At 75.3% G+C, this 19373-nt stretch carries 17 protein-coding genes; 4 read left to right on the top strand and 13 right to left on the bottom strand.

The features are described 5' to 3' along the window. Positions 1 to 16: 16 nt before the first annotated feature. The 4 genes from ABZ135_RS15625 to ABZ135_RS15610 form a co-directional block, all read right to left on the bottom strand. Positions 17 to 1081, bottom strand: a complete 1065-nt coding sequence (locus ABZ135_RS15625) for a 2-oxoglutarate and iron-dependent oxygenase domain-containing protein (protein WP_356695872.1) — start codon at positions 1079 to 1081, stop codon at positions 17 to 19. Positions 1082 to 1300: 219 nt separating this feature from the next. After that, complete coding sequence (locus tag ABZ135_RS15620) at positions 1301 to 1918, bottom strand: TetR/AcrR family transcriptional regulator (protein ID WP_356695870.1); 618 nt, start codon at positions 1916 to 1918, stop codon at positions 1301 to 1303. Next, positions 1906 to 2628, bottom strand: coding sequence for an enoyl-CoA hydratase family protein (locus ABZ135_RS15615; RefSeq protein ID WP_356695868.1), 723 nt, complete (start codon positions 2626 to 2628; stop codon positions 1906 to 1908). The genes ABZ135_RS15620 and ABZ135_RS15615 overlap by 13 nt, the downstream gene beginning before the upstream one ends. Then, positions 2625 to 4220 (bottom strand): 4-coumarate--CoA ligase family protein, encoded by a 1596-nt coding sequence (locus ABZ135_RS15610; RefSeq protein ID WP_356695866.1) that lies wholly within the window; start codon positions 4218 to 4220, stop codon positions 2625 to 2627. The genes ABZ135_RS15615 and ABZ135_RS15610 overlap by 4 nt, the downstream gene beginning before the upstream one ends. 218 nt (positions 4221 to 4438) lie before the next feature. Here ABZ135_RS15610 and ABZ135_RS15605 point away from each other — a divergent pair, with 218 nt between their 5' ends. The 3 genes from ABZ135_RS15605 to ABZ135_RS15595 are packed head-to-tail and all read left to right on the top strand — an operon-like array spanning position 4439 to position 8603. Further along, positions 4439 to 5947 (top strand): hypothetical protein, encoded by a 1509-nt coding sequence (locus ABZ135_RS15605; protein ID WP_356695864.1) that lies wholly within the window; start codon positions 4439 to 4441, stop codon positions 5945 to 5947. Between the two features lie 56 nt (positions 5948 to 6003). Beyond that, on the top strand, positions 6004 to 7278 hold the full coding sequence (locus tag ABZ135_RS15600; protein WP_356695862.1) for an AAA family ATPase: 1275 nt from the start codon (positions 6004 to 6006) through the stop codon (positions 7276 to 7278). Continuing rightward, entirely contained in the window at positions 7275 to 8603 is a 1329-nt protein-coding gene (locus tag ABZ135_RS15595) for a VWA-like domain-containing protein (protein ID WP_356695860.1), read from the top strand. The genes ABZ135_RS15600 and ABZ135_RS15595 overlap by 4 nt, the downstream gene beginning before the upstream one ends. A gap of 20 nt (positions 8604 to 8623) precedes the next feature. Here ABZ135_RS15595 and ABZ135_RS15590 read toward each other — a convergent pair whose 3' ends face one another. Beyond that, positions 8624 to 9079: a nuclear transport factor 2 family protein gene (locus ABZ135_RS15590; RefSeq protein WP_356695858.1), complete on the bottom strand. Its 456-nt coding sequence runs from the start codon at positions 9077 to 9079 to the stop codon at positions 8624 to 8626. A 140-nt stretch (positions 9080 to 9219) separates the two neighbouring features. Here ABZ135_RS15590 and sigJ point away from each other — a divergent pair, with 140 nt between their 5' ends. Next, the gene (gene sigJ / locus ABZ135_RS15585; RefSeq protein ID WP_356695856.1) at positions 9220 to 10155 is read left to right on the top strand and encodes an RNA polymerase sigma factor SigJ; all 936 of its coding nucleotides are present in this window, start codon (positions 9220 to 9222) and stop codon (positions 10153 to 10155) included. On the opposite strand, the gene ABZ135_RS15580 is transcribed toward sigJ, so the two are convergent. The 8 genes from ABZ135_RS15580 to ABZ135_RS15545 form a co-directional block, all read right to left on the bottom strand. Then, positions 10118 to 10675 (bottom strand): hypothetical protein, encoded by a 558-nt coding sequence (locus ABZ135_RS15580; RefSeq protein ID WP_356695854.1) that lies wholly within the window; start codon positions 10673 to 10675, stop codon positions 10118 to 10120. The genes sigJ and ABZ135_RS15580 overlap by 38 nt on opposite strands. 154 nt (positions 10676 to 10829) lie before the next feature. After that, positions 10830 to 11963 (bottom strand): acyl-CoA dehydrogenase, encoded by a 1134-nt coding sequence (locus ABZ135_RS15575; RefSeq protein WP_356695852.1) that lies wholly within the window; start codon positions 11961 to 11963, stop codon positions 10830 to 10832. Then, positions 11960 to 13879, bottom strand: coding sequence for a biotin carboxylase N-terminal domain-containing protein (locus ABZ135_RS15570; RefSeq protein ID WP_356695850.1), 1920 nt, complete (start codon positions 13877 to 13879; stop codon positions 11960 to 11962). Before ABZ135_RS15570 ends, ABZ135_RS15575 begins: the two co-directional genes overlap by 4 nt. Before the next feature lie 7 nt (positions 13880 to 13886). Continuing rightward, positions 13887 to 15491, bottom strand: a complete 1605-nt coding sequence (locus ABZ135_RS15565) for a carboxyl transferase domain-containing protein (protein ID WP_356695848.1) — start codon at positions 15489 to 15491, stop codon at positions 13887 to 13889. Next, a complete protein-coding gene (locus ABZ135_RS15560; RefSeq protein ID WP_356695846.1) occupies positions 15488 to 17179 on the bottom strand; it encodes an acyclic terpene utilization AtuA family protein in 1692 nt (563 codons plus the stop codon). Before ABZ135_RS15560 ends, ABZ135_RS15565 begins: the two co-directional genes overlap by 4 nt. Then, the gene (locus ABZ135_RS15555) at positions 17176 to 17982 is read right to left on the bottom strand and encodes a TIGR03084 family metal-binding protein (RefSeq protein WP_356695844.1); all 807 of its coding nucleotides are present in this window, start codon (positions 17980 to 17982) and stop codon (positions 17176 to 17178) included. The genes ABZ135_RS15560 and ABZ135_RS15555 overlap by 4 nt, the downstream gene beginning before the upstream one ends. Positions 17983 to 18153: 171 nt before the next feature. Next, positions 18154 to 18333: a DUF1272 domain-containing protein gene (locus tag ABZ135_RS15550; RefSeq protein WP_356695842.1), complete on the bottom strand. Its 180-nt coding sequence runs from the start codon at positions 18331 to 18333 to the stop codon at positions 18154 to 18156. A gap of 53 nt (positions 18334 to 18386) precedes the next feature. Further along, positions 18387 to 19322 (bottom strand): EamA family transporter, encoded by a 936-nt coding sequence (locus ABZ135_RS15545; protein WP_356695840.1) that lies wholly within the window; start codon positions 19320 to 19322, stop codon positions 18387 to 18389. Positions 19323 to 19373 lie beyond the last annotated feature (51 nt).

Genomic DNA, 19373 nt, shown 5'->3' with positions numbered 1-19373 from the left:
CGCCGGCCGCCGGCGGTCAGTGCGACATCGCCGGCCGGCCCGCCGCCGCGAGCAGGTCGGCGTGGTGGCGGGCCGCCGCCAGCGGATGGGCGCGCAGCTTGCCCTTGAGCTCGTTCCGGCCGTACTCGGCGAACAGCGGGTTCGCCGGGTCGGCCGTGACGCCGGGCGCGGCGGCGGCGTACGGGAACTCCAGCGGGGCGATCCTGGCGTCGAGCCGCGGGTTGTAGAAGAACGGGACGGAGAACCGTTCCGTCGCCCCGGGCGGCGACACCACGCGGTGGTGGGTGGCGACGAGGTAGCCGTTCGTCGCCACCTCCAGCAGCTCGCCCAGGTTCACCACGAACGCGCCCGGCAGCGGCGGCACGTCGTGGAAGATCCCGTCCTCCCGCTCCACCTGCAGCCCGCCGACCTGGTCCTGGAGCAGCAGTGTGAGGAAGCCGTAGTCCTTGTGCGCGCCGACGCCCTGGTCGTCGCCCTCGCCGCTGCTGCCCGGGTAGCGGACCAGTTTGAGCTGCGGGTGGGCGCGGGAGCCGAAGGCGTCGTCGTAGAAGTCGGGCCGGGCGCCGATCGAGGCGAGCAGCTCGTGCAGCAGCCGCTCGGCCACCCCGGAGAGCCGCTCGATCCAGTTCAGCGCGGCGAGCCGCAGCTCCGGCAGGGCCTCGGGCCACTGGTTCGGGCCCTGGAGCCACCAGTAGGGCGGCTCCCCGGGCCCCGGGATGTGGGCCGGGCGCTCGGCCCCGATGTCGAGCTGGTCGCGCCAGTCCCGCGCCCCGCCGGTCCGCTCGTCGCCGATCCGGGTGTAGCCGCGGAAGTGCGGCGAGTTCGTGGTGTCCAGGGCGAGCCGCTCGGCCTCCGGCAGCGCGAAGAAGGCCCGCATGGCGCTGGTGAGCGCCCGCGTCTCGGCCTCCGTGACCCCGTGCCCGACGAGCTGGAAGAAGCCCACGTCATGGGCGGCGGAATGCAACTGCGCGTGCAGCAGACGACGGGCCCGGGGCCCCCGGTCGGCGGCGGAGAGGTCGACGATGGGGAGCTGGGAGGCGTACGACGGATACGGCGAGGGGGGCTGCGTCGGATGGCTCATGGCGTGCGTCCGCGAAGGTGTACGAAGGTGTACGAAGGTTCGAGGAAGGTGTACGGGAAGGGGCCGGGCGACGGGCTCAGAGGCGGCCCGTACACCCCATGCTCGCGACGCGGAGCAGGTCCACGTGGCGGCGACGTACGAGCGCAGGCATGCGACCAGCGTACTGCGGGGCCCTCGGCTCCGCCCCGGAGCGGGAGGCCCCGGCCCGGAGCGCGGGGCTCAGCCCAGGGCCTCGTCCAGGAGGGTCGCCCACTGGGCCACCACCCGCTCGCGGCGGGCCCGGTCGTCGGTGAGGAGGGTGGCCAGGCCCAGGCCGCGGGCCATGTCGAGCAGGCCCTGGACGCACTCCCGGACGCCCGGCCGGGACTCGTCCGCGCCCAGCAGCTCGACGGCGATGTGGTGGGACTCGCGGCCCACCTTGGCCTCCAGCTCCGTGACGCGGGGGCGGAGCTGCTCCTCGTTCGAGGCGGCCACCCACAGGTGGAGGGCGGCGCGGAACAGGGGGCCGGTGTAGAGGCCGACCAGGGCCGCGACCACCGAGCGGCGGTCCTGCGTGGGCAGGGTGCGCAGCGCCTGGGAGCGTTCCTCGGCGACGTACTCGACGGCGGCCGTGAACAGGTCCTCGCGGGTCGGGAAGTGGTGCTGGGCGGCGCCGCGCGACACCCCGGCCCGCTCGGCGACCACCGCGACGGTGGAGCCCGCCCAGCCGCGCTCGGCCAGGCAGGCCACCGCCGCCTCCAGGAGCCGCTGCCGGGTGGCGCGGCTCCTGTCCTGCTTGGGGCCGGCCTTGGCGCCGCCGTTCCTGGCGCCGTCCTGAGGGCCGGTCACATCCGCCATGCTGGGTCCCGTCGTTCGAGGAAGGCCGTCATCCCTTCGCGTGCCTCGGCCGAGGCGAACAGCGAGGCGGACAACTGGACCAGTTCCTCCGCGTCCCGCTCGAAGGCTGCCAGGACTTTAGCCGTGACCAGCCGCTTCGCCTCGCGCAGCCCCTGCGGGGAGGCGGCGCGCAGACCGTCGAGGATGTCCGGCAGGTCGGCCGCGCCGGCCGTGACGAGGCCCATCGCGCGGGCCTCCGGGACGCCGAAGCGCTCGCCGGTCAGGTAGTAGCGGGCTGCCGCGCGGGGCTCCAGCTTGGGCAGCAGGGTCAGCGAGATCACGGCGGGGGCGACCCCGATCCGTACCTCCGTGAGCGCGAAGTCGGAGCCGTCCGCCGCGAGGACCACGTCGCACGCCCCGAGCAGCCCGAGGCCGCCGGCGCGGGCGTGGCCGGAGACGAGGCCGACGACCGGCTTGGGCAGCTCGACGATCTGCCGGAGCAGGTCGACGAAGGCGTACGGGCCGGGCGGTGCCTTCAGGTCGGCGCCGGCGCTGAAGGTGGAGCCGGTGTGGGTGAGCACCAGGGCCCGGACCGACGGGTCCTTGGCGCAGGCGGTGAACGCCTCGGCGAGCTCGGTGACGAGCGGCGCCGACAGCGCGTTGCGGTTGGCCGGGGAGTCCAGGGTCAGGGTGGTGATCCCGCGGTCGGATTCCGTACGGACGAGGCTCATGCGCGGTTCCTCAGTTCCCGGCGCAGGATCTTGCCCGACGCCGCTCGGGGCACGGTGTCGACGAACTCCACCTGCCGGATCTTCTTGTACGGGGCGACCCGCTCGGCGACGTGGGCCATGACGTCCTCGGCGGTGAGCCCGGCCGCCGCCGGCTGGCGCACCACGAACGCCTTCGGTATCTCGGTGCCGTCGGCGTCCCGCACGCCGATGACGGCCGCGTCGGCGACGCCGTCGTGGGTGAGGAGCAGGGCCTCCAGCTCGGCCGGGGCGACCTGGAAGCCCTTGTACTTGATGAGTTCCTTGACCCGGTCGACGACGAACAGCCAGCCGTCCTCGTCGACGCGCCCGATGTCGCCGGTGTGCAGCCAGCCGTCCGCGTCGACCATGGCGGCGGTGGCCTCGGGCCGGCCGAGGTAGCCCTTCATGACCTGCGGGCCGCGGATCGCGATCTCGCCCTCCTCGCCGGGGGCGGCGTCCGCCGCCGGGTCGGCGAGCGAGACCAGCCGCATCTCGGTGCCGGGCAGCAGCTTGCCCACGGTGCCGGGCGGCGGGTTCTTCGCGGCGAGCGGCACGAGGTGGGTGGCCGGGGAGAGTTCGGTCATCCCGTACGCCTGGAGGATCGGCGGCAGCCCGAGGCGCGCCGAGCACGCCTCGGCGAGCGCGGCGTCCAGCGGGGCGGCGGAGCAGACGATGTACCGCAGCGAGGACAGGTCGTAGGCGGCGACCGCCGGGTGCTTGGCGAGGGCGAGGACGATCGGCGGTGCCACGTACAGGGCGGTGATGCGGTGCCTCTCGACGGCGGCGAGGAAGCCGTCGAGCTCGAAGCGGGGCAGGACGACGACGGTGGCGCCGCGCCGCAGCGGGGCGTTCATCAGCGCCGTCAGGCCGTAGACGTGGAAGAACGGCAGGACGGCGAGGATCCGGTCGCCGGGGCCCATCGGCATGAGGGGTTCGAGCTGGGCGAGGTTGGTGGCGACGGAGGCGTGGGTGAGCATCACGCCCTTGGGGGTCCCGGTGGTGCCGGAGGAGTACGGGAGGGCGGCGACGTCCGTGGCGGGGTCGATGTCCGGGGCCGGGTCGGGCGCGGTCGAGCCGAGGAAGCTCTGGAGCGAGCGGACGCCGTCGCCCTCGGGCCCGGCCGGCGGCTGGTCGCAGACGAAGATCTCCCGGATCCCGCCCACGAGTCCGGCGGCGGCGCGGGCGGTCGCGAGCAGCGGGGACACGGTGACGATCCAGCGGGCGGAGGAGTCGCGCAGTTGCCGGGCGAACTCCTCGGGCGTGGCCAGCGGATGCACGGTGGTGACGGACGCCCCTGCGCGCGTGGCGGCGTAGAAGGCGATTGGGAACAGCACGGTGTTGGGGCTGTGCAGGGCGAGGACGTCGCCCTTGCGGACACCCGCCTCGGCGAGCCCGGCGGCGACCCGCCGGTGGAAGGCGTCGACCTGCGCGTACGTGAGGGTGAGCGCCCCCTCCCCGCCGGTGCCGTCGATCAGGGCCGGGGTGTCGCCGCGTTCGGCGGCGCGGCCGAGGACGGCGTCGTGGATGGGGAGGGACACCACGGGAACATCCGCGAACTCGCTCTGGAACACCATGCGTGTGGGCCCCCTGACTCTGGGTAGGTGGTGGCGACAGGATGGCTGGTGCGGGTGCGGCTTGGGGAGACCCTGGCAGCAGAGCGGGAAACAATCAAGCGTGCATGCATGGTTCGGGAATTGCCTGGCGCGGCCGCGCGGGCGAGGGCTACGATCGCCGCGATGACGACTCTTCCGCTGATCAGATTGGGGGACCCGTCCGCGCAAGGTGAGTGCTGATGGCCACTCGATCCTTCGCCGCGAACGGTGATTCCCGTTCCCTCTCCCGTCTCTCCTTCTGGCCGCGCGTACGCGAGTTCGCCGTGCCGGCCACCATGATCGAGACCGCGACCGCCCGCCGCCTCGCCGGCGACTGGGCCGGTGCGTGCGCCGCCGCGGGCTTCGACGTCGACCTGGACCTCACGTCGCTCGCCCGTGCCCGCGGGGCGGAGCTCGCCGCCCGCGTCCGTTCCGATCTCCGGCACCTGGCGCCCGACCTGCTGCGCTGGCACCTGCCGAGGATCGCCCCGGACGGACTCCTCCGCCCCGGCCTCACCGTGCCGCTGGCCCGCTACGGCGAGGTGCGCCTCGTGGTCCGCACGGCGCCCGCCTGGGCGGACGGCGGGCAACGGCTCAGCCTGGCCCTGTGGGACGGCACGCCCACGTTCCGGCCCCCGGGCCGGCACCCGCACCCCCGCCCCAGCCGCCGCTTCCGCCTCGACCTCCACCGCCACCTCTGGGACGCCCGCCGCACGAACGACCTGCGCGCCCGCTCGGGCGCGGACCGCGACCCGACGTGGTCGGAGCCGGAAGGACTCACCGGCCTCCAGGAGCGCGAAGAGCTCCCGGGCCTTGAGGGGCGCGGGGGTCTTGGGGATCTCGCGGCCCTCGCGGGCCCCGGGGATCTCGCGGTCCTCGGGGGCCCCGGGGGCCCCGGGGGCCTTCCGGGGCTCGGCGGGGCTTCGTACGGGTCGCGGGCGGCCGTCGGGCGGTGGGCGGAGGAGGCCCGGATCGTGCTCCGTGCCGAAGGCCGCTCCCACGGGACCGTGGCCGTACGGGCCGGGGCCCGGCGGCTCGTCCTCGACGTCGGACCGGACGGCGTACGGGTCGGCGCACCACCCGTGCCGCTCCCCCTCGCCCTGCCGCTGCTGCCCGACGCGGCGACCTGGGTCCCGCCCGACCTGGAGCTGCTGCGGGCCGGCGCGATCGAGCCCGGCCGGCTGCACCCGCTGGTCGCCGCCGCCCTCGTACCGGGGTACGCGCCGGACGCGGCCCCTCCCCCGGCGCCGTACGATCCGGGGCGCCCCCGGGCCGTCGAGTGCCGCGGGGCCCTGCACCGGATCGGCCTGGTCGACGGCGCCCTGGCCCCGCTGAACCACGACCCCGCCGAGATCCGGCGGGAGGAACTGCTGGCCGCCCTCTCCGGGTCCCCGCTGCCGTGTCTGCGGGCCATCGACGAGGCGCACCGCCGCCCCGACTGCCTCGCCGGTGTCCGCGAGCGCCTGGACCACGGCGACACCGCCGGGGCCCTGGCCGTCGTCGAGGGGCTGCTCGGCCCCGAGGCGGTGCTGCGGGACGGCGCGCTCCGGGAGGCCCTGGAGGCGGCGGCCCGCCGGCGGACCACGTACGGGCTGTACCGGGCGGGCCTCGTCGAGCCGCCGCGCGCGGCGCCGGGCCGCACCCGCCACAAGGACCACCGCCCGCGCCCCCGGCACGCCTACGCCCACCCGTACCGCCCCGGCCACTGACCGCGCCGGCACCTCCGTCTTCTCCCCTCTCCGCCTCACACCCTCAGGTGACCCTTATGACCACATATGCTCCCTCTGCTCCCGCGCCCGCGCCCGCTTCCGCCTCCACCTCGCGGCTCGACGTCGCCGCCGACCTGCTCGCCCTGCTGCGGGACACGACCACCGAACCCCGCCCCCACCCGCCGCTCGAAGCCCTGACCCTGGCCGTCGCCGCCGACCTTCCGGTGCTGCTGTGGGGCGAGCCGGGCATCGGCAAGACCGCCGCCCTGACCCAGCTCGCCGAGTCCCTGGACCTGCCGCTGACCACGGTGATCGCCAGCGTGCACGAGCCGTCGGACTTCTCCGGCCTGCCGGTCGTCGGCGACGACCCGGCGGAACAGGGCGTGCCGCTGGCCCCGCCGGACTGGGCCGTGCGGCTCGTCCGGGCCGGCCGCGGGCTGCTGTTCCTGGACGAGCTGTCCACCGCCACCCCGGCCGTCCAGGCGGCGCTGCTCCGCCTCGTCCTGGAGCGGCGCATCGGGTCGCTGCGGCTCCCGCCGGACGTGCGGATCGTGGCTGCCGCCAACCCGAGGGCCTCGGCCGCCGACGGCTGGGAGCTGAGCGCTCCGCTGGCCAACCGCTTCGTGCACCTGCAATGGACCCACGACCACGAGGTGGTGGTCCGCGGCCTCGGCGGCACCTGGCCCCGGGCCACGCTGCCGCGGCTCGACCCCGCGCGGCTGCCTGAGGCCGTGGACGTCGCCCGCCGGGCGGTGTGCGGGCTGCTCACGACACGGCCCGCGCTCGTGCACCGGCTGCCGGACGGCGAGACCCGCCGGGGCGGGGCGTGGCCGTCGCCGCGCAGTTGGGACATGGCCCTGTCGCTGATCGCCTTCGCCACCGCCGCCGGTGCCTCCCGGGACGTGCTCTCGCTGCTCGTACGCGGCACCGTGGGCGACGGCGCCGGGCTCGAACTCCTCGCCTGGCTGGACCGGATGGACCTGCCCGACCCGGAACTGCTGCTCGCCGACCCGGCGAACGCCGAGCTGCCCGAGCGGGGCGACCGCCGCCAGGCCGCCCTCGAAGGGGTGGTGGAGGCGGTCAAGGCACGCCCGGAGCAGGCGCGTTGGGACGCGGCCTGGCGGCTGCTGGTGCGGGCGCTGGAGACCGGGGCGCCGGATCTGGTGGTGGTGCCGGCCACGACCCTGGCGGCGCTGCGGCGGGAGGAGTGGGACGTCCCGGCGGAGATCGAGCGGCTGGCCGGCGTGGTGTCGCTGTCCCGGCGGACGGACCGCTCGGTGGCGCGCGCGGCGATCCCGGGCGCCACCGCCGGGAACGGGGCGGCCCGATGACCCCGGCGACGCCCCCCGCCCCGACGTCCCTTGACCGCCCGGACCCCGACCGCCCGGACCCCGACCGCCCGGGACCCGCCCGGACGTGCCCCACCCCCACCCCCCTCGACCGCGAGAAGCTGTTCGCCGCGCGCCTCCACGCCGTCCGCGTGCGGCCGTATCTGGCGACGGCGCTGTTCGCCCTGCACGTGGTGGAGTCGCGGCGGGTGCCGACGATGGCCGTCGACCGCCACTGGCGCTGTTACGTCTCGCCCGCCTTCGTCGCCCGCACGCCCGTCGAGCAGCTCGCCGGGGTGTGGGTGCACGAGGTGTCCCACCTGCTGCGGGACCACCACGGCCGGGGCGACCGGGTCGCCCGCGAGCGCGGGCTCGCCGGTGCGGGCGACCGGTTGCGCATCAACATCGCCGCGGACTGCGAGATCAACGACGACGTGTACGGGGAGGGTCTCGTACGGCCCGAGGGCGCGGTGCTGCCCCGGACGCTGGGCCTGCCCGACGGCGAGCTCATGGAGGACTACCTCCGGCTGTTCCGGCTCGGGGCGTGGCTGCCCGACGCGGCCGCCTGGCTGGACTGCGGCAGCGGCGCCGACGGCCTGGAGCGGGACTGGGAGCTCGGCCCCGACGGCGCGCACGGCCTGAGCGAGCAGGAGCAGGACGCGGTCCGATTCCGGGTCGCGCAGGGCATCACCGGCGCCCCGGGCGACACGCCCCGAAGCTGGCGGCGCTGGGCCGAGGAGGTGTTCCATCCGCCGCAGGCGTGGCGGCAGTTGCTGGGCGCGGCGGTGCGGTCGGCGGCCTCCGGGTCGGGGGCGGGCCAGGACCACAGCTTCGGCCGGCCGTCCCGCCGCCAGGTGGCCCTGCCCGGCGTCGTCCTGCCGAGCCTGCGCCGCCGGCCGCCCCGGGTGTCGGTGATCATCGACACCTCGGGGTCGGTCAGCGACGCCGAGCTCGGCAGCGCCCTGCTGGAGGTGGCGGCGATCTCCCGCGCCGTCGGCGGTCGCCGCGACCTCGTCAGCGTGCTGCCCTGCGACGCGTCGGCGAACGTGGTGCATCCGCTGTGCGCGGCGGAGGGCATCCCGCTGCTCGGCGGCGGCGGCACGGATCTGCGCACCGGTTTCGCCACCGCCCTGCGCGCCACGCCCCGCCCGGACGTGATCGTGGTCCTCACCGACGGGCAGACGCCCTGGCCGTCCTCACGTCCGCCGTGCCGGACGGTCGTCGGCCTGTTCCCCCGGCTCGGCCCGGCCCGCCGGGTGAACGAGGACGACCCGGACTACGTCCCGAAGGGCCCGCCGGACTGGGCCCGGGTGGTCCACGTCGGGTGAGGGCCCGTGGCGCGGGCGGCTCAGGACCAGGCGGGGGCGGGCTGGTCCTTGTCGGCCGGGAGCCAGACGCCCATCGTCGTGGGGTCGAGCGGGATCGAGATGTGCTCGTGCGTGATCGACCAGGTGCCGTCCTCCGACCGGCGCAGGCAGACGCTCTCCCGGACCCAGATCGACGCCTGGAGCCCGCCCTTGCGCTCCCCCGAGTCCAGGTGGAGCATGTGCGCGAACGCGGTGTCCGCGCCGGCCGCGAGGGTCAGGTCGTGGGTCTCCAGGCCGATGGGGCCGACGTATCCGTCGAACCAGCGCAGGAAGTTGCGGCGGATCTCGTCGGTTCCGGTGAACCGGAGCGGCGGGACGACGTCGTAGTAGACGGCGTCGGGGGCGTAGAAGGACATGAGCCGGTCGATGTCCTTCGTCCGCTGGGCGTCGGCGCGGCTCGCCAGGAGGGCCCGGATCTCGGTCTCGTGGGTGGTCATCGCGTAACTCCTTCGGTAGGGGTGTGCGGCTGTACGACGAGACGGCCCGGCGGGATGTGAGGCGGGGCGCCGGCCTCACATTCCGGGGCGCCGTCCCGTCGTAGGGGTGGGGGACGTTCCGACCGAGGGAGCCGCGAGACATGACGACCATCCCGTCCGCGCAGGACGACGGCCTGCTCGACCCGCGTACGGGCGCGGTCACCGGCGAACGGCGCCGGCTGATCAACCTCGCCTACCGGATGCTGGGGTCCCTGGCCGAGGCCGAGGACGTCGTCCAGGAGACGTACGCCCGCTGGTACGCGATGTCCCGGGAGCAGCGGGAGGCGGTGGCGTCCCCCGGCGGCTGGCTGACGAAGGTCGCCGGGCGCGTCTGCCTGGACGTGCTCCGCTCGGCCCGGGCCCGGCGGGAGCGCTACGTGGGGGAATGGGTGCCCGAGCCGCTGCCCGCGCGCGACGACTGGCCCGCCGGGGCGGCGGACGGCGGCACGGCCGATCCGGCGGACCGCGTCACGCTCGACGAGTCGGTCGCCATGGCCTTCCTGGTGGTGCTCGAATCGATGACGCCGGCCGAACGGGTCGCGTTCGTCCTGCACGACGTCTTCCGCTATCCCTTCGCCGAGGTCGCCGACATCGTCGGGCGCAGCCCGGCGGCCTGCCGCCAGTTGGCGTCCTCGGCCCGCCGCCGCATCGACGCCTCGCGTCCGCCCGCCGCGCCGCCGGCCCAGCGGGCCCGGGTCATCCGGGACTTCAAGCAGGCGTGGCAGGCCCAGGACATCGACGCCCTGATCGGTCTGCTCGATCCGGACGCCGTGGCCGTCGGAGACGGCGGCGGTCTCGTCACGGCCACGCCCCACCCGATCGAGGGCGCCGAGACGATCGCCCGCTTCTTCGCCTCCCGGACCGTCCCCGGCCGGCTGTCGGTCCACGAGTGCACGGTCAACGGCCAGCCCGGCCTGGCGGCCCGCCTCGACGGCGTCGTCGTGTCGGTCTACGCCTTCGACATCGCGGACGACCGGATCCGCCGCATCTGGGCCGTCCTCAACCCCGAGAAACTCCGCCCCTGGACGACGGCCTGACCCCGCCGCCGCCCGCCAGGCGCCGGTCCAGCGCCCGCTGGCCCTTCGCCAGCAGGCGGACCGGCCAGTGGAGGAGGACCGCGAGGCAGAGCAGCCAGCCGAGCGCGTGCACGGACCAGACGCCGGCCATGGTGGGGCCGCCCCACGCCTGGTGGTAGTCGGTGTCGAGGTACCACAGGGGATAGGCGAAGTTGCGGCCGGAGTTGAACAGGGCGTAGCCGATCAGGACGAAGGCCGCCGCGTCGAGGGGCAGGCCGAGCACCGTACGGGCGAGGGCACGGCCGCCGGTCCAGGCGGCGCCGCCGCCCGTGAGCCGGGCCCGCAGCCGGGCGGCCCGGGCGGGGCGGCCGAGGAGGACGAGGGCGGCCGCCGCGAGGCCGGCGGGGAGGGCCAGGAAGGCGTACCCGGCGGTACGGAGGTCGGCGCGGGCGGCACGGGCGACGCGGGTGACGCGGGTGACGCGGGCCGTACCGCCGGCGGCGGGGTGGGGGCCGGTGCTGGTGCTGGGGGCCGGGGACATCGGGGCTCCTCCTCGCTGGGCTGACACCGCGCACCGTCCCACCCGCACGGCCCCGCCGGCGTCGTACCAGGGAGCCAACCCCCGTCTCGTACCCCGGTATGAGCCCCTGCGGGCCGCGCCCGGTCGGCGCGGACCCGCGGCTCGAACCGCCGGTTCAGTACGACTTGGGCAGCCCCAGGGAGTGGATCGAGACGTAGTTCAGGATCATCTCCCGGCTGACCGGCGCGATCCGCGCCACCCGGGCCGCCGTGACGAGCCGGGCGAGGCCGAACTCCTTGGTCAGGCCGTTGCCGCCGAGGGTGTGCACGGCCGTGTCGACCGCCCTCACGCACGCCTCCGCCGCCGCGTACTTCGCCATGTTGGCGGCCTCGCCCGCGCCCGCGTCGTCCCCCGCGTCGTACAGGACGGCCGCCTTCCGCATCATCAGGCCGGCGAGTTCGAGTTCGATGTGGGCCTGGGCGAGCGGGTGCGCGATGGCCTGGTGGGCGCCGATGGGCGCCTTCCAGACCTGCCGCTCCTTCGCGTACGCCACGGCCCGGCCGAGGGCGTAGCGGCCCATGCCGATCGCGAAGGCGGCCGTCATGATCCGCTCGGGGTTGAGGCCGGCGAACAACTGGAGCAGTCCGGCGTCCTCGTCGCCGACGAGGGCGTCGGCCGGCAGGTGCACGTCGTCCAGGGTCAGCTCGAACTGCTTCTCGTGGGCGTCGAGTTCCATCTCGATGTGCCGGCGGCCGAAGCCGGGCGTGTCCGTGGGGACGATGAAGAGACACGCCTTGAGGCTGCCGGTGCGGGCGTCGGAGGTGCGGCCGACGATCAGGGTCGCGTCGGCGATGTCGACTCCGGAGACGAAGACCTTGCGGCCGTTCAGGACCCAGCCGTCCTCGGTGCGGGTGGCGGTGGTGGTGATGCGGTGGGAGTTGGAGCCGGCGTCGGGCTCGGTGATGCCGAAGGCCATCGTGCGGCTGCCGTCGGCGAGCCCGGGCAGCCAGGCGGCCTTCTGCGCGTCGGTGCCGAAGCGGGCGATCACGGTGCCGCAGATCGCCGGCGAGACCACCATCATCAGCAGCGGCGCGCCGGCCGCGCCGGCCTCCTCCAGGACAATGGACAGCTCGGCCATGCCGCCGCCTCCGCCGCCGTACTCCTCGGGCAGGTTCACGCCGAGGTAGCCGAGCTTGCCGGCCTCGGCCCACAGGGCGGCCCGGTCGAAGCCCGGTCCGTGGCGCCGGCCGAGGGCGGAGACGGCGGCGCGCAGGGCGGTGTGCTCCGGGGATTCCACGATCGTGCTCATGCGGGGGCTTCCTCCTGGGCTTCGGTCGGTACGTCGGCCCGTTCCCCGGGCTGGACGACGGCGAGCAGGGCACCGACCTCGACCTGGCGGCCGGGGGCGGCGTGGAGCGCGGTGAGCGTGCCGGAGGCGGGCGCGGTGACCCGGTGTTCCATCTTCATGGCCTCCAGCCAGAGCAGGGGCTGCCCGGCCTCGACCCGGTCGCCGACGGCGAGGCCCTCGGCGACGCGGACGACGGTGCCGGGCATGGGGGCGAGCAGGGAGCCGGGGGCGGTCTGCTCGCGCGGGTCGGTGAAGCGGGGGCGGGCGATGAGCCGGTGCGGGCCGGCGTGGACGGTGCCGTCGGGGTACGCGGTGACGTCGACGTCCCGGACGACGCGGGCGACTTCGAGGCGTACGCGGTCGGGGGCGGCCGCGAGGACCCGGACGCCCGGCGGGGAGGTCACCTCGTAGCCGCCGCCGCGCGCGGGCCGGTAGCGGACCTCGTGCGTGCCGTAGGCGCGGGTCTCGTCCTGGGAGCGGACGTTGCGCCAGCCGCCGCCGAACCGGCCCCGGCGGGCGGCGGCCCCGGCGAGCGCGGCGGCCACGGCGGCGTACTCCTCGCCGTCCCGGGGCCGGGTCAGCGCCTCCAGGTGGCGTCCGTAGAAGCCGGTGTCGAGCCGGGCGGGGTCCTGGACGTCGGGGTGGCGGAGCGAGGCGACGAGCAGGTCCCGGTTGGTGACGGGACCGTGGATGCGGGCGCGCTCCAGGACCCGGGCCAGCGTGCGCAGGGCGGCGGCCCGGGTGGGGGCGCTCACGACGACCTTGGCGAGCATGGCGTCGTAGTGCACGGGGACGGAGTCGCCGGAGGCGTAGCCGGTGTCGACCCGTACGCCCGGTCCGGCCGGGAACTCGAGGGCGTGCAGCACACCGGTCTGCGGGGTCCAGCCGGCGGCCGGGTCCTCCGCGTAGAGCCGGGCCTCGACGGCGTGGCCGCGGGGGGCCGGGGGCTCCGGGTCGAGGGCGGCGCCCTCGGCGACCGTGATCTGGAGGGCGACCAGGTCCACTCCGTGGATCTCCTCCGTCACCGGGTGTTCGACCTGGAGGCGGGTGTTCATCTCCAGGAAGTGGGCCCGGCCGTCGGCGACCAGGAACTCGACGGTGCCGGCGCCGACGTAGCCGACGGCCTTCGCGGCCGCCGCCGAGCGCGCGTACAGCTCGTCGACGAGCGCGGGCGGCAGGCCGGGCGCCGGGGCCTCCTCGACGACCTTCTGGTGGCGGCGCTGGAGGGAGCAGTCGCGGGTGCCGAGGGTCCACACGGTGCCGTGGGTGTCGGCGAGGATCTGCACCTCGACGTGGCGGCCGTTCTCCACGTACGGCTCGACGAACACCTCGCCGTCCCCGAAGGCGCTCGCCGCCTCGGCCGAGGCCGCCGCCAGCTCCCCTTCCAGGGCGGCGAGTTCGCGGACGACGCGCATGCCGCGGCCGCCGCCGCCGGCCGCCGCCTTCACCAGGACCGGCAGGTCGGCCTCGGTGACGTCGGTGAGCGGCCGGACGCCCATGAGCTCCTTCGCGCGGGTCTTCGACGCCATGGCCTCGATCGCCTCCGGCGGCGGCCCGATCCACACCAGGCCCGCGTCGATCACGGCCCGCGCGAACGCCTCGTTCTCGGAGAGGAATCCGTAGCCGGGGTGGACGGCGTCGGCGCCCGCCGCGAGGGCGGCCGCCACCACCAGGTCGCCCCGCAGATACGTGTCCGCGGGGGCCGTCCCCGGCAGGCGTACGGCCGCGTCGGCCTCCCGTACGTGCAGGGCCTCCGCGTCCGCGTCGGAGTACACCGCCACCGTCGCGATGCCGAGGTCACGGCAGGTGCGGAAGACCCGGCAGGCGATCTCGCCCCGGTTGGCGACCAGCACGCTGGAGATCGGTCGATCGGTCATCGGTGCCTCACATCCTGAAGACGCCGAAGCCGCCGCGCGCGCCTTCGACCGGTGCCGTGTGGATCGCGGACAGACAGAGCCCGAGGACGGTGCGCGTGTCGCGCGGGTCGATGACCCCGTCGTCGTACAACCGCCCGGACAGGAACAGCGGCAGCGACTCCGACTCGATCTGCGCCTCCACCAGGGCGCGCAGCCCCGCGTCGGCCTCCTCGTCGTAGGGCTGCCCCTTCGCCGCCGCCGAGGCGCGGGCGACGATCGACAGCACGCCGGCGAGCTGCTGGGGGCCCATGACGGCGGACTTGGCGCTCGGCCAGGCGAAGAGGAAGCGCGGGTCGTAGGCCCGGCCGCACATGCCGTAGTGCCCGGCGCCGTAGCTCGCCCCCATGAGGACGCTGAGGTGCGGCACCTTCGAGTTCGACACCGCGTTGATCATCATGGCGCCGTGCTTGATGATGCCGCCCTGCTCGTACTCCCTGCCGACCATGTAGCCGGTGGTGTTGTGCAGGAAGAGCAGCGGGATGTCGCGCTGGTTCGCGAGCTGGATGAACTGGGCGGCCTTCTGCGACTCGGCGGAGAAGAGCACCCCCTGGGCGTTGGCGAGGATGCCGACCGGGTAGCCGTGCAGACGCGCCCAGCCGGTCGTGAGCGAGGGCCCGTACAGCGGTTTGAACTCGTCGAAGTCGGAGCCGTCGACGATCCGGGCGATGACCTCGCGCGGGTCGAACGGGGTCTTGAGGTCGCCGGGGACGATCCCGAGCAGCTCCTCCTCGTCGTACTTCGGCGGCTCCACGAGCCCGGGGGCCGGATCGGGGTGCGCCTTGCGGTGGTTGAGGCGGGCGACGATCCGGCGGGCCTGGCGCAGGGCGTCCGGCTCGTCGAGGGCGTAGTGGTCGGCGAGTCCGCTGGTCCGCGCGTGCATCTCGGCGCCGCCGAGCGACTCGTCGTCGCTCTCCTCGCCCGTCGCCATCCTCACCAGCGGCGGCCCGCCGAGGAAGACCTTCGACCGCTCCTTGATCATCACGGTGTGGTCGGACATGCCGGGGACGTACGCCCCGCCGGCCGTCGAGTTGCCGAAGACGACCGCGATCGTCGGGATGCCGGCGGCGGAGAGGCGGGTGAGGTCGCGGAAGAGCGCGCCGCCCGGGATGAAGATCTCTTTCTGGGAGGGAAGATCCGCGCCGCCGGACTCGACGAGCGAGATGACCGGCAGCCGGTTGGCGTACGCGATCTCGTTGGCCCGCAGCGCCTTCTTCAGGGTCCACGGGTTGGAGGCGCCGCCGCGCACGGTGGGGTCGTTGGCGGTGATCAGGCACTCGACGCCCTCGACCACCCCGATACCGGTGACCAGCGAGGCGCCCACCGGGTAGTCGCTGCCCCAGGCGGCGAGCGGGGACAGCTCCAGGAACGGCGAGTCCGGGTCGACGAGCAGCTCGATCCGCTCGCGGGCGAGCAGCTTGCCGCGCCGCCGGTGCCGCTCCGTGTACTTCTCGCCGCCGCCGGCGAGCGCCTTGGCGTGCTCGGCGTCGAGCGCGGCCAGCTTCTCCAGCATGGCGTCCCGGGCGGCGGTGTAGTCGGGCCCGCCGGTGTCGAGGGCGGAGGGGAGGACGGTCACAGCAGTACCTCCGGAAGGTCGAGGTGGCGGGAGCGCAGCCACTCCCCGAGGGCCTTGGCCTGCGGGTCGAAGCGGGCCCGGGAGGCGACGCCCTCGCCGAGGATCCCGGCGACGGTGAAGTTCAGCGCCCTGAGGCGGGGCAGCACATGACGGGTGACCGGGAGTTCTCTCGTCTCGGGGAGCAGTTCCCGGAAGAGGTCGACGGTGAGGGTGTGGGCGAGCCAGCGCCACTCCTCGTCCGTGCGCACCCACACGCCGACGTTGGCGTCGCCGCCCTTGTCGCCGCTGCGGGCCCCGGCGATCCGCCCCAGTGGCAGCCTCCGGACCGGCCCGGGCGGCAGCGGCGGCGGAAGCTCCGGTTCGGGCACGGGATCCGGTACGGAGGCGAGGGCCCGGCTCCTCGGCGGCGGGGGGACGGGGACGCGGGTCCCGTCCGGCAGCACCGCCGTGTGCGGGACCTCGCCGACGGGCACGTACACGCTCTCGAAGACCCCGTAGGGGTCGCCCTTCCCGGGCGGGGCGGTGACGTGGAAGCCGGGGTAGCTCGCGAGGGCCAGCTCGATCGCGGCCCCGGTCAGGGTGCGGCCGACCTTCTCGGGGTCGGGGTCGCGGACCACCAGCCGCAGCAGGGCGCTCGCGGTCTCCTCGGTGGCCGCGTCCTCGCGGTCGGTGCGCACCAGCTCCCAACGCACGTCGCGCGGGGCCGCCTTGGCCAGGGCGTCGTCGACCTGGGCGCGCACCAGGGCCGCCTTCGCCTCGATGTCGAGACCGGTGAGCACGAAGACGACCTCGTTGCGGAAACCGCCGAGCCGGCACAGCCCCGCCTTGAGCGTCGGCGGCGGCGCCTCGCCCCGCACGCCGTCGATCCGGACCCGGTCCTGGCCCTCCTGCGTGAGCCGTACGGTGTCGAGCCGGGCGGTCACGTCGGGCCCGGCGTAGCGGGCGCCGGCCGTCTCGTAGAGGAGCTGCGCGGTGACGGTTCCGACGTCGACGAGACCGCCCGTGCCCGGGTGTTTGGTGATGACGGCGCTGCCGTCGGCGCGCAGCTCGGCGAGCGGGAAGCCGGGGCGGCGGAGGGCGGCCGGGTCGTGGCCGGTGAAGAAGGCGTAGTTGCCGCCGGTGGCCTGGGTGCCGCACTCCAGGACGTGCCCGGCGACGACCGCGCCCGCCAGCTCGTCGTACGCCTCCGGCCCCCACCCGAAGAACCACTGCGCGGGCCCGGTGACGAGCGCCGCGTCGGTGACCCGGCCGGTGACGACCACATCGGCGCCCGCGCCGAGGCAGGCGGCGATGCCGGCGCCGCCGAGGTAGGCGTTGGCGGCCAGGACGTCCGGCCCGGGCGGCAGCCGGTCGCCCTCCACGTGGGCGATCCGGGCGGGGACGCCCAGCCGGGCGGCGAGGGCGCGCAGGGCCTCGGCGAGACCGGCCGGGTTGAGGCCGCCCGCGTTGGCGACGATCCGCACCCCGCGCTCGTGGGCGAGGCCGAGGCCCTCCTCCATCTGGCGCAGGAAGGTCTTCGCGTAACCGGCGGACGGGTCCTTGAGGAGGTCCCGGCCGAGGATGAGCATGGTCAGTTCGGCGAGGTAGTCGCCGGTGAGGACGTCGAGCTCCCCGCCGGTGAGCATCTCGCGGACCGCGTCGAAGCGGTCGCCGTAGAACCCGGAGGCGTTGCCGATCCGCAGGATCACGACCGGGCCCCCTTCGGGGCGCGCCCCCGGCCCGCCGGACCGGCGAATGCCTGGGCGATGGCCAGCCACGCCTCGGCGTCGGGCCCGTGCGCGACGAGCGCGGTGTCGGCGCGGTGCACGCGCTGGGTGACCAGGAGGCAGAAGTCGAGGGCCGGTCCGGTGACCGCCTGCGGGGCGTCCTCGGGCCCGAACGACCAGACCGCGTCGCCGGACACCCCGTCGGGCGCGGTGAGTTCGAGGCGGAAGGGGTCGGCGGGCGGGGTGAGGCCGCGCACCAGATAGGCGTAGTCGCGGGCCCGCAGCCCGATCCAGGCCACGTGCCGCAGCCGCGCCGTCGGCGCCCGTACGACTCCGAGGGCGTCGGCCACGTCCTGCCCGTGCGCCCAGGTCTCCATGAGCCGGGCGGTGGCGAGCGACACGGCGCTCATCGGGGGCCCGTACCAGGGGAACCGGGTCCCGGGCGGCGCCTCCCGCAGCACCCGGTGCAGCCGCTCGCGGCCGTCCCGCCAGCGGGCGAGCAGCACACCGGGCGCGAGCGCCGCGCCCTCCTCGGCCCCCTCGTCGACGAAGCGGTCGGGTGCGGCGAGCGCCTTCTCGACCTCGACGGCGAACGCCCCGGGATCGGTCGCGGCCAGCAGCGCCGCCGCGTCGGTCCAGGCGAGATGCGCGATCTGATGGGCGACCGTCCACCCGGCCGCGGGCGTCGCCGCCGCCCACCGCTCCTCGCTCAACTCCCGTACGAGGAGGTCGAGCTCCTCGCTCTCGGCACGCAGGTCGGCAAGAACGCCGGCGGGGTCGGACACGGAGCGCTCCCCTCGGGGACGGGCGGGTCACGGACGTGCGTGAGGAGCATGGCAGCCGGGCCAGAAACAATCAAGCGTGCTTGCTTTAAAGATTCGGTGCGCGCGGGGGCGGGACTCCGAGCCGGAGCCGGCCGGGGTCCGAGCCCGGGGGACGCGCCGCGTTCTCCGGGGTCAGGCCGCGCGGCGGGGGCGGGCGACCAGTTCACCGCCGCAGTTGGGGCAGATGTCGGCCATCGCGTCGGCGCAGGGCACGCAGAAGGTGCACTCGTACGTACAGATCCGGGCGGGGGCGTCGACGGGCAGGGTGGTCGTCTCGCAGCGTTCGCAGCGTTCGCGCATCTCAAGGGCCATGCCCTCATCCTGCGGACGGCCCGCGCGCCGGGAAACCGGCTGCGGGCCAAAGATCAACGGGATCGGGACACCTGGGTCCGCACGGCCCCCATGCTGGCCGCGATGACCAGCGCGATCGCGAGCGCGTCCGTCAGACCCAGCGCCTGGTGGAGGACGAGGAAGCCGGCGGTGGCGGCGATGGCCGGTTCCAGACTCATGAGGATGGCGAAGGTGGGCGCCGGGAGGCGGCGCAGGGCGAGGAGTTCGAGGGTGTAGGGCAGCACCGAGGACATCAGCGCGACGGCGAGGCCGAGGCCGATCGTCGACGGGACGAGCAGCCGGTCACCCGCCTCCACGATGCCGAAGGGCAGGCTGAGGACCGCGCCGAAGGCCATCGCCAGGGCCAGACCGTCGGCCTGCGGGAAGCGGCGGCCGGTGCGGGCGCTGAAGACGATGTACGTGGCCCACATCGCGCCCGCCGCGAGGGCGAAGCCCGCACCGGCCGGATCGAGCCGGTCGAAGCCGCCGCCGCTGAGCAGGACGACGCCGCCGAGGGCGAGGCCCGCCCACAGGAGGTTCACCAGGCGGCGCGAGGCGAACACGGACAGGGCGAGCGGGCCGAGCACCTCCAGGGTGACGGCGGCGCCGAGCGGGATCCGGTCGACCGCGAGGTAGAAGAGGATGTTCATGCCGGACATGGCGGCGCCGAAGGCGAGCACGGTGCCCCAGTCGGCACGGCCGTAACCCCTGACCTTGGGGCGGCAGACGGCCAGCAGGACGACGGCGGCCAGCACGAGTCGCAGGGTGACGACGCCGAGGGCGCCGGCCCGGGGCATGAGCAGCACGGCGAGCGCGGAGCCGAACTGGACGGACAGACCCCCCGCCACGACGAGGGCGACGGGCCCGAGGCGCCCGGCCCGCCCGGGCGCGGGGGCGGGCGCGGCAGCGGCCTGGGCGCCGGGGACGGCGGCCGAGGCCGCGGCGGGTATGTCCTTGACCGGGCTGTCCACCGGCGTACTCCTTGCCTAGCTGCTCTTGCTGTCGCTGTTGCTATTTGTTGC

The sequence above is a fragment of the Streptomyces sp. NPDC006339 genome, from assembly GCF_040612775.1.
In the GTDB taxonomy this organism is placed as follows: Bacteria; Actinomycetota; Actinomycetes; order Streptomycetales; family Streptomycetaceae; genus Streptomyces.
Note: the sequence above shows the minus strand (reverse complement) of the source record. Positions and strands in the feature narration are given on the sequence as shown.

What these genes read in the sequence shown, in the direction of transcription:
- ABZ135_RS15625 (WP_356695872.1), bottom strand. Translation starts at nt 1,081, where the DNA reads ATGAGCCATCCGACGCAGCCCCCCTCGCCGTATCCGTCGTACGCCTCC.
- ABZ135_RS15620 (WP_356695870.1), bottom strand. Translation starts at nt 1,918, where the DNA reads ATGGCGGATGTGACCGGCCCTCAGGACGGCGCCAGGAACGGCGGCGCC.
- ABZ135_RS15615 (WP_356695868.1), bottom strand. Translation starts at nt 2,628, where the DNA reads ATGAGCCTCGTCCGTACGGAATCCGACCGCGGGATCACCACCCTGACC.
- ABZ135_RS15610 (WP_356695866.1), bottom strand. Translation starts at nt 4,220, where the DNA reads ATGGTGTTCCAGAGCGAGTTCGCGGATGTTCCCGTGGTGTCCCTCCCC.
- ABZ135_RS15605 (WP_356695864.1), top strand. Translation starts at nt 4,439, where the DNA reads ATGGCCACTCGATCCTTCGCCGCGAACGGTGATTCCCGTTCCCTCTCC.
- ABZ135_RS15600 (WP_356695862.1), top strand. Translation starts at nt 6,004, where the DNA reads ATGACCACATATGCTCCCTCTGCTCCCGCGCCCGCGCCCGCTTCCGCC.
- ABZ135_RS15595 (WP_356695860.1), top strand. Translation starts at nt 7,275, where the DNA reads ATGACCCCGGCGACGCCCCCCGCCCCGACGTCCCTTGACCGCCCGGAC.
- ABZ135_RS15590 (WP_356695858.1), bottom strand. Translation starts at nt 9,079, where the DNA reads ATGACCACCCACGAGACCGAGATCCGGGCCCTCCTGGCGAGCCGCGCC.
- sigJ (WP_356695856.1), top strand. Translation starts at nt 9,220, where the DNA reads ATGACGACCATCCCGTCCGCGCAGGACGACGGCCTGCTCGACCCGCGT.
- ABZ135_RS15580 (WP_356695854.1), bottom strand. Translation starts at nt 10,675, where the DNA reads ATGTCCCCGGCCCCCAGCACCAGCACCGGCCCCCACCCCGCCGCCGGC.
- ABZ135_RS15575 (WP_356695852.1), bottom strand. Translation starts at nt 11,963, where the DNA reads ATGAGCACGATCGTGGAATCCCCGGAGCACACCGCCCTGCGCGCCGCC.
- ABZ135_RS15570 (WP_356695850.1), bottom strand. Translation starts at nt 13,879, where the DNA reads ATGACCGATCGACCGATCTCCAGCGTGCTGGTCGCCAACCGGGGCGAG.
- ABZ135_RS15550 (WP_356695842.1), bottom strand. Translation starts at nt 18,333, where the DNA reads ATGGCCCTTGAGATGCGCGAACGCTGCGAACGCTGCGAGACGACCACC.